The organism is Aliiroseovarius sp. S1123 (assembly GCF_023015885.1).
In the GTDB taxonomy this organism is placed as follows: Bacteria; Pseudomonadota; Alphaproteobacteria; order Rhodobacterales; family Rhodobacteraceae; genus Aliiroseovarius.
In genome coordinates, this window is the sequence record NZ_JALKBE010000001.1 from 16,415 (window position 1) to 28,694 (window position 12,280).

General features: G+C 61.3%; 8 protein-coding genes. 1 reads left to right on the plus strand and 7 read right to left on the minus strand.

Features of this window, described 5'->3' with window-relative positions; translation table 11 throughout:
• Positions 1-5 precede the first annotated feature (5 nt).
• Genes MWU53_RS00080 through xdhA form a run of 6 tightly spaced genes read right to left on the minus strand, consistent with a single transcriptional unit; the run spans position 6 to position 8,135 of the window.
• Positions 6-929 carry an ABC transporter permease gene (locus MWU53_RS00080; protein ID WP_247089025.1) on the minus strand — a complete coding sequence of 308 codons (924 nt, stop codon included), beginning with the start codon at positions 927-929 and terminating at the stop codon, positions 6-8.
• A complete protein-coding gene (locus MWU53_RS00085; RefSeq protein ID WP_247089027.1) occupies positions 929-2,029 on the minus strand; it encodes an ABC transporter permease in 1,101 nt (366 codons plus the stop codon). The genes MWU53_RS00080 and MWU53_RS00085 overlap by 1 nt, the downstream gene beginning before the upstream one ends.
• Positions 2,026-3,546, minus strand: a complete 1,521-nt coding sequence (locus MWU53_RS00090; protein ID WP_247089031.1) for an ABC transporter ATP-binding protein — start codon at positions 3,544-3,546, stop codon at positions 2,026-2,028. Before MWU53_RS00090 ends, MWU53_RS00085 begins: the two co-directional genes overlap by 4 nt.
• 8 nt (positions 3,547-3,554) lie before the next feature.
• Positions 3,555-4,511: a xanthine dehydrogenase accessory protein XdhC gene (gene xdhC, locus MWU53_RS00095; protein WP_247089033.1), complete on the minus strand. Its 957-nt coding sequence runs from the start codon at positions 4,509-4,511 to the stop codon at positions 3,555-3,557.
• Positions 4,501-6,777 carry a xanthine dehydrogenase molybdopterin binding subunit gene (gene xdhB / locus MWU53_RS00100; protein ID WP_247089035.1) on the minus strand — a complete coding sequence of 759 codons (2,277 nt, stop codon included), beginning with the start codon at positions 6,775-6,777 and terminating at the stop codon, positions 4,501-4,503. Before xdhB ends, xdhC begins: the two co-directional genes overlap by 11 nt.
• On the minus strand, positions 6,774-8,135 hold the full coding sequence (gene xdhA, locus MWU53_RS00105) for a xanthine dehydrogenase small subunit (RefSeq protein WP_247089037.1): 1,362 nt from the start codon (positions 8,133-8,135) through the stop codon (positions 6,774-6,776). Before xdhA ends, xdhB begins: the two co-directional genes overlap by 4 nt.
• A gap of 197 nt (positions 8,136-8,332) precedes the next feature.
• On the opposite strand from xdhA, the gene dnaE reads away from it, so the two are divergent.
• A complete protein-coding gene (dnaE, locus tag MWU53_RS00110; RefSeq protein WP_247089039.1) occupies positions 8,333-11,848 on the plus strand; it encodes a DNA polymerase III subunit alpha in 3,516 nt (1,171 codons plus the stop codon).
• 96 nt (positions 11,849-11,944) lie between these two features.
• Here dnaE and MWU53_RS00115 read toward each other — a convergent pair whose 3' ends face one another.
• Positions 11,945-12,139, minus strand: coding sequence for a SlyX family protein (locus MWU53_RS00115; RefSeq protein WP_247090482.1), 195 nt, complete (start codon positions 12,137-12,139; stop codon positions 11,945-11,947).
• Positions 12,140-12,280: the final 141 nt, after the last annotated feature.

Consider the following 12,280-nt stretch of genomic DNA (forward strand, 5'->3'; position numbering starts at 1 on the left):
GTGGGTTAGTGGGTTGCGTGGAATTCACGCCCCAGAGATCCGGGCGCCCCGTGATTGCCGCGCAGCGAAATCACGACCAGCACAAGGATGGTGATCAGATAGGGGCTCATGGCCAGGATCTCGACCGGGATCGGGACACCGGCGGCCTGAAGGTTCAGCTGCAGGACCGAGATCCCGCCGAAGAGGTATGCACCCAGAAGCACACGCCACGGACGCCAGCTGGCGAAGACCACGATGGCCAGCGCGATCCAGCCCGCGCCTGCGGTCATGCCCTCAACCCACTGGGGCACGCGGACAAGGCTGATATAGGCCCCACCCATCCCCGCACAGGCACCGCCAAAGGCAATCGCCATCAATCGCACGCGGATAACTTTGTAGCCAAGCGCGTGGGCGGCGTTGTGGTTTTCACCGACGCCACGCAGGATCAGGCCCGCCCGGGTGCGTGTCAGTACGTACCATGTCAGTGCGACGATGATCAGGCTGACATAGACCATTGGATCGTGGCGGAACATGATCGGGCCCAGCACGGGAATGTCGGACAGTAGCGGGATTTCCCACTTGGCCATCGTGGGGGCTTTGATGCCCTCGTAAGGCTTGCCGATCAGGGCGGACAGCCCGAGCCCGAACAGGGTCAGGCCCAGACCCGTCGCCACTTGGTTTGATTTCAGATACAGCACGAGCACGCCGAACAGCATCGACAGCGCGGCGCCCGCGACAGCCGCGGCGACAAAGCCGATCGACGGCGCGCCGGTGGTCACACCAATCGCAAAGCCAACCACCGCGCCGGTGATCATCATGCCTTCTACGCCCAGATTCAGCACGCCCGATTTCTCGACCACGGCTTCGCCGATTGCTGCCAGAAGGATGGGGGTGGCCGCCACCATGAGCGAGGCCAGAAGCAGAAGCGGGTTGATTTGTCCAAGATCCATCATTTCGCTCCTTCTTGCGCAGCTACCGGCGTTTTCCACCGCACGCGGTAATGAGACAGCATGTCCATCGCCAGTAGGAAGAACATCAGCATCCCTTGGAACATCTGGATTGCGGCACCCGGCAGACCCAGCATCAATTGTGCCAGTTCTCCGCCAATATAGGTCAGGGCCATCAAGAGCCCCGCCAGCAGAATTCCGATCGGGTGCAGGCGACCAAGGAAGGCCACGATGATCGCGGTGAAGCCATAGCCCGCGTTAAAGTCGATCGAGACCTGACCCGAGGGGCCCGAGACCTCGAACAATCCCGCAAGCCCCGCCAGCGCGCCCGAGGTGCCAAGGCAGAACAGGATCAGCCGCGTTGGGTTCACACCCGCAAATTTCGCGGCGCGCGGTGCCTCGCCCGTTAGGCGGACCTGAAAGCCCAGCATGTGACGGGTCAGCAGGATATAGGCCAGAATGACGGCGATGAAGGCCGCGGCCACGCCCCAATGCATGCCCGTACCTGCGATGAGGTCGGTGTTATGGGCGGCCGGGAAGTCGCGGAAGTTACGCGAACCGGGGAAGCCCATGCCGTCGGGATTTTTCAAAAGCCCCTGACTGACCGAGGCCAGAATGTTCTCGGCGACATAGACCAGCATCAGGCTGACCAGAATTTCGTTGGTCCCAAATTTCACCTTCAAGACGCCGGGGATCATCGCCCATGCCCAGCCCCCAATCGCACCCGCCAGCACCATCGCCGGGAAGATCAGCATGCTTTCAGAGGGATAAAAGGCCAGACCGACAGCGGCACCACAAACGGCACCCATGATGTACTGCCCCTCGGCCCCGATGTTCCAGATCCCCGCACGAAAGCCCAAGGACAGGCCGATGGCGATCAGGATCAGAGGACCGGCTTTCACCATCAACTGAGGGCGCGAATAGGGTCCGAATGTCTCGTGAAACAGCGGGTCCCAAAAGATCGTGCGAATAGCCTCAAGCGGATCTTTTCCCAGCATCCAGAACAGGATACCGCCCGCGATCATGGTGGCGATCACGGCCAGAACCGGCGTGAGAGCACCCCAGAACTTGGACGGCTGGGGTCGTTTTTCCAAACGGATCATGCGGCCACCTCGTCACTTTCTGCGCCACCCATCATCAGGCCAATCTCTTCAACACTCAGCCCTTGCGTTGACACCGGACGGGCCAAGCGGCCTTCGTTCAGCGCCGTGAAGCGGTCCGAAATTTCCATCAACTCGTCCAAATCCTGAGAGATCACGATGACTGCCGCGCCCTTGTGGGCCAGATCCAGTAGCGATTGCCGGATAGACGCGGCTGCTGCGGCATCCACGCCCCATGTGGGCTGGTTCACCACCAAGACGTCGGGGTTTTGTAACACCTCGCGGCCAATGACGAATTTCTGCAGATTGCCGCCCGACAGCGATCCGGCGGCGTTGTCCGGGCCGGGGGTGCGCACGTCGAACGCCTCGATGATGCGGCGGGCGAATTTCTCGGTCTTGTTCCAGCGCAGGAACCCGCGATCTACCAGCTTTTCGCGTACTGATCCGGTCAGCAGGGCGTTTTCTGTCAGGCTCATCTCGGGGGCTGCCGAGTGGCCCAGACGTTCTTCTGGCGCGGTGAGCAATCCACGGGCGCGCCGAGCACTGGGGGACAGTATGTTGATCTCATCCCCGGCCAAGGTGATCGAGCCTTCGCGCGCCCGCGCCTCGCCCGATATGACCGCCAACAATTCGTCCTGCCCGTTGCCCGCAACGCCACCGATGCCCAAGACTTCGCCCTTGCGTACTTCAAGCGAGACGTTCCGCAGATCGGTCCCAAATTCACTGGGCGATGGCATCGAGACGCCTGATAGCGATAATGCCACCTCGCCGGGCTCGGCCGGATCGCGCGACGGCACATGCAGCGTGTCGCCGACCATCAGTTCGGCCAGCTCCCGCGCGGATTTCTCACGCGGGTCGCAAGTGTCGACCACAACGCCAAGTCGCAGGATCGTCGCGTGTTCACACAGCGCACGAATTTCTTCCAGCTTGTGCGAGATATACAGGATCGAGGTCCCCTCGGAGGTCAGTTTCCGAAGGGTTTTGAACAGGATCTCAACCTCTTGCGGGGTCAGAACGCTGGTCGGTTCGTCCATGATCAAAAGCTTCGGGTTCTGAAGCAGGCAGCGAATGATCTCGACCCGTTGGCGTTCGCCTGCGGACAGGTCGCCAACGATCCGGTCAGGGTCCAAGGGCAGGCCGTACGCTTGGCTGACTTCGCGAATGCGGCCGGCCAGTTCGCGGGTGTTGGGCGGGTTGTCCATGCCAAGTGCGATGTTTTCGGCCACTGACAGCGCGTCAAACAGGCTGAAATGCTGGAACACCATCGCAACACCGGCAGCGCGGGCTGCAGCGGGGTTCACGGGAGTGAAATCTGTACCGTTCAGGGTCATCTGACCCGCGTCTGGTTTCACCAGCCCGTAGATCATCTTTACCAGCGTGGATTTCCCTGCGCCGTTCTCTCCCAAAAGGGCGTGTACTTCGCCGGGTAGCAGCGAAAACGAAACCTGATCATTGGCCACAACGCCGGGATAGGCTTTCGTCAGCCCCTCCAGTGTCATCAGCGCATCACCTTGACGCATGTCCCCTGTCACTTGGTTAACACTCCCCTGTCGAGATTATTGTTATATGCGACGCTCTTAAGTAGCGCGGTCCCAACCCCCAGAGCAATGGCCTGCGGGTGTTTTCCCAGGCTGGGATCACCAATTGGGCAGTTGATTTGATCAATTTCTGAGCAGCCATGCCCCAAAGCGGTCAGTCGTGTTCTGAAACGCGCCCATTTAGTGGCCGAGCCGATCAGTCCGGCGCTGGCAAACCTATGCGAAAGAATCGCGTGACAGATCTCAAGGTCCATCACGTGGCTGAAGGTCAGCACAAGGTGATGGGCGTCAGCAGGCGCCAGCGCAACGGCTTTGGCCGGATCGGGCGCGGGCAGGCAAGTGACGCCGTCGGGCACTTGGTCCGGAAAGCGCGTCAGGTCCACATCGACCCACGTGATCGCCAGATCCGGGAGCGGCGCGAGAGTTTGGACCAGCGCACGTCCCACATGGCCTGCGCCATAAATCCAGATCGGGGTCTGCGGGCGAGCGACAGGTTCGATCATCCAGCCTTGCGTGAGCGTGGGTTCGGGGGTCACGCCCTGATTGCGGGCCTTTGCAATGATGCGGCTAGCGGCGAGAGGCGCATCCACTTCCCCCGTGGCTGAACGCGCGTGAATGGGGGCGCCTGACAGATGTTCAACATCCTCGGCGCGGTAGATCTCGGTCAGAAGCGTTACGGCGCCACCGCAGCATTGTCCCAATGCCGGGCCAAGAGGCAGGCGGACCATGCGAGTCGTCTGTCCCTGCTGAAGCTGCGTGCGTCCGTCACACGCGGCGCGATATTCCAGTTCTCCGCCGCCGATTGTGCCGGATTGCCCGTCCGCCCAAACCAGCATCGCCGCCCCAACCTCGCGTGGGGTTGAACCGGCGGTATCAGCCACCACCACGCGGGCCACAGGGCCATGCGCTTGAATGGTGCGGTCCAGTTCGGGCAGATCAATCGCCATCGCGGACCCTTTCCACGGCGGACAGAACCTCTTCCGCTGTTGCGGGCGCGTTCATGTCGTGGAACCCGTCGCCGCAGGCCGCGACGGCATCCGCCAGCGCCAGCCACGCGGAAATCCCCAGCATAAAGGGCGGCTCGCCCACAGCCTTGGACCGGAAAATCGTGTCTTCATGGTTGGGCTGGTCCCATAGGTCGACGTTGAACACGCGCGGCCGGTCGGAACAGGCCGGGATCTTGTAGGTCGACGGCGCATGGGTGCGCAGAACGCCTTTGTCGTCCCAGACCAGTTCTTCGGTCGTCAGCCAGCCGACGCCCTGCACGTAGCCGCCCTCGACCTGCCCGATGTCCAACGCGGGGTTCAGGCTGGTGCCCGCGTCGTGCAGAACATCGGCCCGCAACACGCGGTTTTCGCCGGTCAGCGTGTCGATCACGACCTCGGTCAGGGCCACGCCATGCGCGAAATAGAAGAAAGGCCGCCCTTGTCCCTTAACCCGATCCCACGTGATCTCGGGTGTTTTATAGAACCCGGTGGCCGACAGGCTGACCCGTGCCTCATAGGACATCTGCGCAGCCTCTTGGAACGAGACGCTCTGCGCCGGGCCATGCACTTGCCCAACCGCAAAGGTGATCTCGGCAGGCGTGCATTGCCAGATCTGCGCCAGATGCTCGGCCATGCGCGTGCGGATCGTCAGGCAGGCCTTTTGCACTGCCATACCGTTCAAATCCGACCCGGAGGATGCTGCCGTGGCCGAGGTATTGGGCACTTTCGCTGTGTCCGTCGCGGTGATTTTCACCAGCTCCATCGGCACGCCAAAGCTGCGCGCGGCCACTTGGGCCACCTTCTGGAACAGGCCTTGCCCCATCTCGGTCCCGCCGTGGTTCATCTGGATCGAGCCGTCCTGATATACATGCACCAGCGCACCCGCTTGGTTCAGGTGGGTCAGCGTAAAGCTGATCCCGAACTTCACCGGCGAGAAGGCCAAGCCTTTCTTCAGCAACGGGTTTTCTGCGTTGAAGGCCGCAATGTCTTTGCGCCTCTGAGCATACTCCGCACGTTCCAACAGCGCATCCGTCATGGCGGGGATATGGAAGCCTTGGATCTCTTGCCCGTAATGGGTGGTCTGTCCGTCGCGGTAATAATTCACCCGCCGCACGTCCATCGGGTCCAGCCCGCGGGCGCGGGCGATGTGGTCCATGATCCGCTCGATCCCGAACACGCCCTGCGGCCCGCCAAACCCCCGAAACGCGGTGGCAGAGGCCGTGTGGGTTTTCAGCCGGTGGCTTTCAATCCGCACATCCGGCAGGAAATAGGCATTGTCTGCGTGCAACATGGCGCGATCCGCGACGGGTAGCGACAGATCCTGTGCCCAGCCGCAGCGTGCCAGCTGGGTGACGTCCAGCGCGATCAGCCGTCCGGCATCATCCACGCCTGCACGGTAGGTGATGCGGAAGTCGTGCCGCTTGCCGGTGATGACCATGTCGTCGTCCCGGTCATAGCGCATCTTGCAGGGCCGCCCGGTTTGGCGCGCGGCAATCGCACAGGCCACGGCGAGTGCGTTGCCTTGGCTCTCCTTGCCACCAAATCCCCCCCCCATCCGGCGTGTCTCGACCCGCACGGCGTGCATGGGAACGCCGATCGCGTGCGCCACCTTGTGCTGGATTTCCGTGGGGTGTTGGGTCGAGCTGTGGACCAGCATGTCGCCGTCATCCTGCGGGATCGCCAGCGCGGCTTGGCCTTCCAGATAGAAGTGCTCTTGTCCGCCCATCTCAAAGCTACCTTCGATGATGTGGGGGGCGGAGTTCATCACCGTGGTCGCGTCGCCGCGGGACCATACAACGGGACCTTTTTCGAACCGGCTGTCGGCGGCCAGCGCGTCGTCAATTGTCAGGATGGCCGGGCGCGGGGCGATGGTGATCTGCCCCAACCGCGCCGCCTTGCGTGCGGCCAGATGGCTGGTGGCGACGACCAGAAAGATCGGTTGGCCGTGATAGAACACCTCGCCTTGCGCCAGCAATGGTTCGTCATGGATGGACGGAGAAACGTCATTCTCAAACGACAGATCCGCGGCGGTCAGAACCGCGACGACGCCGTCGGCTTCGCGCACTTTCGTCAGGTCTGCATGGGTGATGACCCCGCGCGCCACGGCGCTTAGCCCGAATGCCAGATGCAGGCAGTTCGCAGGCATCGGGATATCATCCACATAGCGCGCGGCGCCTGTCACATGCAGGGCGGCGGCGTCATGGGGCAGGGGGGCTCCGGCGCTCATGACGTCACCTCCAGCACCGATGTCTTGGCACCTGTTCCCTCATGGTAACAGCGGATCAGCATGTTCTGGCACGTGCGCAACCGATAATCGGCAGAGGCGCGCATGTCGGTCATGGGCGTATAGTCCTTGGCAAAAGACTGCGCGGCGACCTCAACGGTCGCCAGTTCCCACGGTTGCCCGATCAGAGCGTCTTCAACATGGCGCGCGCGCTTCGGCGTGCCGGCCATGCCACCAAAGGCGATCCGTGCCGAGATGACTTTGCCATCCTCAACCGCAATGTTGAATGCGCCTAGCACGGCTGAAATGTCCTGATCGAACCGTTTCGACAGCTTGTAGACCCGCAGATGGTCCGGCCCGCGCGGGACCGAGATCGCCTCGACAAACTCGCCCGGTTGGCGGTCTTGTTTGCCGTAGTCGATGAAGAAGTCTTCCAGCGCGACCTGCCGCCGGACGGCGCCACGCCGTAGATGTAGCACCGCGTCCAGAGCAATCAGCGGCGGTGGCCCGTCCCCGATGGGCGAGCCGTTGGCAATGTTGCCGCCAATCGTCGCCACATTCCTAACTTGAGTTGACGCGAACCGGCGCAACATTTCAGCGAGATGCGGATGGTGGTCGAGCATCAGATGACGCAACGCCTCGATGCTGACGCCCGCGCCGATATGGATATGGGTGTCGGTGATGTCGACCTGCTTCAGGTCCGCGACGCCATTCAGGAAGATCGCTGGACGAATGTCGCGTAAGGCTTTGGTCGACCAAAGGCCCACATCGGTGGCCCCGGCCACCAGCGTGGCGTGGGGATGCTCCATCAGAGCCAGCGCCAAGGTGTCCGCCGTCTTGGGGCGCATCGGGGTGTCGTCGGTGTCAGGCAGGGCAGGAGCCGCAGCGAACCCTTCAGGCACGGGTGCCTCGGCGGCACGTTCAGCCGCGCGCACAATGGGCGCGTAGCCCGTGCAACGGCACAGGTTCCCGGCCAGCACATCATCATGCGCCCGGTCCCCGTTCAGATGCGCCGTGGCCAAGGACACGGCGATTCCCGGTGTGCAGAACCCGCATTGCGACCCGTGTTCTTCAACCAATGCCTCTTGCACGGGATGCAGGGCATCGCCGTCCGCCAAGGCCTCGACCGTGGTCAGGGATTTTCCGTCCAACTGCCCCAGAAACAGGATGCAGGCATTTACCGCTCGCGTCCCATCGGTATCGCGCAGCATAACCGTACAGGCCCCGCAATCGCCTTCGTTGCAGCCTTCTTTCGTACCTGTCAGACCACGCGTGTCGCGTAGCCAATTCAGCGTGGATTGCGTGGGGTCAACATCGCGCAGGGTCACGCTCTCTCCGTTCAGAAGAAAGGTGATGTTCATTTTTAAGTCCTGCCGCCTTACCCTGTTGGTGGCCCCGGTATTCGCGTCCTCGATGCGGCGTAGAAAACGCGCGGGTGTATGTTTTTATGCCTACAGGAAAGCCGGGAAAGAGTGATCGGTCAAGCCCCGTGGTAAAATCTTGTCGACGGGTGCCTGGTGCCCTTTCGTATGATCGGGCGCTGGTTTAACCTGCCCGGATGAGCAGCCAACCCCGATTCATCCACCTTCGCACCCACACCCAGTATTCACTTCTGGAAGGGGCGGTTCCGGTCAAGAAATTGCCCGGTCTGTGCGCGGCCCATGATATGCCCGCCGTCGCCATGACGGACACCAATAACATGTTTGCCGCATTGGAGTTTTCGGTGACGGCTGCAGGTGAAGGCGTGCAGCCGATCATCGGCTGTCAGGTGGATGTCTGCTTTGATCCAGCCGCGCCGGGTGAGGCGCCGAAAGCCCCCGCTGCAGTGGTTCTTTTGGCCCAGACGGAAGAGGGCTATGAGGGTCTGATGCGTCTGAACACGTGCCTCTACGTGGACAAGAGCGGCGCGCTGCCACAGGTCACGTTGGAGGATCTGGAGGCCAATGCAGCAGGCGTGATTTGCCTGACAGGCGGGGCGGAAGGTCCGGTCGGGAAGCTTCTTCAGAACGGCCAGCGTGACAAGGCCGAATCTCTGATTCGCCGCTTGCACAGCACCTATGGGGACCGCCTGTATATCGAGCTTCAGCGCCATCCGGGCGAGGGTGGGCAGCCCACAGAACCCGAGCGTTTGACGGAACGTGGCTTTGTCGAAATGGCCTATGCGATGGGCATTCCGCTGGTCGCGACCAATGACGTCTATTTCCCGGCCCAGAAGCTTTATGAGGCCCATGATGCGCTGATCTGCATCAAAGAAGGCGCCTATGTCGACCAGCAGGACGGCCGCCGTCGCCTGACCCCTCAGCACTATTTCAAGTCGCCCGAAGAAATGATCACGCTGTTTGCCGATCTGCCCGAGGCGATCGAGAACACAGTGGAAATCGCCAAGCGCTGCGCCTTCATGGCCTATCGTCGCGACCCGATCTTGCCGAAATTCGCCGATGACGAGGTCGTTGAACTGCGTCGTCAGGCAAACGAGGGCCTGCAAGCACGTCTGGCCGTGATTCCCCATGCGGTCAGCGTCGAAGAGTACCAGAAACGTCTTGATTTTGAGCTCGATATCATCGAGGGCATGGGCTTCCCCGGCTACTTTCTGATCGTTGCGGACTTTATCAAGTGGGGTAAGGATCAGGGCATCCCGGTTGGGCCGGGCCGTGGCTCGGGTGCGGGCAGTCTGGTGGCCTATGCGCTGACCATCACCGACCTTGATCCCCTGCGCTATTCACTGCTGTTCGAACGCTTCCTGAATCCCGAACGTGTCTCGATGCCGGACTTCGACATCGACTTCTGCATGGATCGGCGCGAGGAAGTCATTCGCTACGTTCAGGAAAAGTACGGCCGCGATAAGGTAGGGCAGATCATCACCTTCGGTGCGCTTCTGTCGAAAGCCGCCGTGCGTGACGTGGGCCGGGTGCTGCAGATGCCCTATGGGCAGGTGGATCGCCTGTCGAAGATGATCCCGGTCGAGGGCGTGAAGCCCGTTTCAATCGAGAAAGCCTTGGCCGATGAACCACGTCTGCGCGAAGAAGCCCGCGCGGAAGAGGTCGTGGACCGCCTTCTGACCTATGGCCAACAGATCGAAGGTCTGCTGCGGAACGCCTCGACTCACGCGGCGGGCGTTGTGATTGGCGACCGGCCACTGGACGCGCTTGTGCCGCTTTACCAAGATCCGCGTTCCGACATGCCCGCAACCCAGTTCAACATGAAATGGGTGGAACAGGCCGGGCTGGTGAAGTTCGACTTTCTGGGTCTGAAAACCTTGACCGTCATTCAGAACGCCGTGGACCTGATCCGGGGGCAGGGGCGTGATCTGCATGTTGGGCCGGGGGGCAACACGCTTTATGATCCGCCCGAGGGCGCGACCAACGAAATCAACGCTATCCCGCTGGATGACGAAGCCACCTATAAACTCTACGCCGCTGCGAAAACGGTCGCTGTGTTCCAGGTGGAAAGTACGGGCATGATGGACGCGCTGCGGCGCATGAAACCCACCTGTATCGAGGATATCGTGGCGCTGGTGGCGCTGTACCGTCCCGGCCCGATGGAGAACATCCCGACCTATTGCGAGGTCAAAAACGGCCTGAAAGAGATCGAGTCCGTTCACCCCTTGATCGACCATATTCTTGAGGAAACTCAGGGTATTATCGTTTATCAGGAACAGGTTATGCAGATCGCTCAGGTCATGGCGGGCTATTCGCTTGGCGGCGCGGATTTGCTGCGCCGTGCGATGGGTAAGAAAATCAAAGAGGCGATGGACGCCGAACGTCCGAAGTTCGAAAAGGGTGCTGCGGAAAATGGTGTGCCCGCCAAGAAAGCCTCGGAAGTCTTCGACCTTCTGGAAAAATTCGCCAACTACGGCTTCAACAAATCCCACGCAGCCGCCTATGCCGTGGTCAGCTATCAAACCGCATGGCTGAAAGCGAACCACCCGGTCGAGTTCATGGCCGGCGTGATGAACTGCGATATCCACCTGACCGACAAGCTGTCTGTCTACGCCAATGAAATCCGTCGTGGCATGGATATCGAGATCGTGCCCCCCTGCGTGAACCGCTCGCTGGAAACGTTCAGCGTGAAGGACGGCAAGGTGGTCTACGGTCTGGGCGCGCTGAAAAACGTCGGTGTCGAGGCGATGAAGCTGGTGGTCGAGGGGCGCAAAGTGGACGGCGTCGACAAGCCCTTCGCCACGCTGTTTGACGTTGCCCGCCGCGTTGATCTGAAGCGCGTCGGCAAACGCCCAATGGAGATGCTGGCCCGTGCGGGTGCCTTCGATCAGCTGGATAAGAACCGCCGCCGTATCTTCGACAGCCTCGACGGGCTGGTCAGCTACTCGGCGGCGATCCACGAACAACGCGCCTCGAACCAAGTGTCTCTCTTCGGCGAGGCAGGCGACGATCTGCCCGAACCGCGCCTGTCGCCCTCGGGGGACTGGTTGCCCAGCGAACGTCTGGCTGAAGAGCAGAAAGCGATTGGGTTTTACCTATCCGGCCACCCGTTGGACGACTATATGGCCGCGTTGAAACGCAAGCAGGTTCTGTCCCTACAAGAGCTTGAAAAGAAAGCCGAACGCGGTGCATCGATTGCCAAGCTCGCCGGTACTGTCGCGGGCCGTCAGGAACGCAAATCCGCGCGCGGCAACCGATTTGCATTTGCCCAGCTTACTGATCCGACGGGGCAGTACGAGGTCACGATCTTCTCGGACGTCTTAGAGAAATGCCGCGACCATCTGGAAACCGGTTCGAATGTGGTGGTGACGGTCGAAGCCACGATGGAGGCCGATCAGCTAAAGCTTCTGGCCCGCTCGATATCGCCCATCGACAATGTTGTGTCGGACGTTGGGGGCATGGCGCTGAAGCTTTACCTAGAAAACGCCTCGGCGCTGGCGCAGGTGGCATCCGTACTGCAGGATGCGGCGGCGAAGGCGCGCAATGCCCGCCCCGGCGAAGTGTCTGTCTGCCTGATGGATCCCAGCCTGCCCGGCGAGGTCGAGATGACCCTTGGCCAATCCTTCCCGCTGAACCCACAGGTCAAAGGCGCGCTGAAATCGTTAAATGATGTGATTGATGTCGAGGAGGTCTAGGGGCTTTGCCCCTCGGCCTACGGCCTCACCCCAGGATATTTATGGCAAGAAAATGAGCGGAGCTCTTGTTGTCTTGCGTCCAATGCGGGCGTGGAATCAATAGTGCGGCGGACGTTCGTCCCCAAGGATGACACCGCCGGTGCCAGCACTTTCGCGCTGGGCTTCACGCTCCATCAGCATCTTCACGCGATGGGTGATTTTCGACAGGTCGGTGTCCTGACGGGCGACGACCTCGTTCAATTCCTCGACCTGACGGGTCAGGTGGGCGATGGTTTCTTCCAATTGGGTGATGCGATCATTGGTCATGGCCGCGTGATAGCGTGCCTTGCCGCGTGCGCCCAGCGAAATCCACACGTGGCGGTAAATTGAGAAGAAACACAGGCTTTCCTTGCCCCCACGGCCCCCATCCGCTAGACCGCCCGCGACACCAAT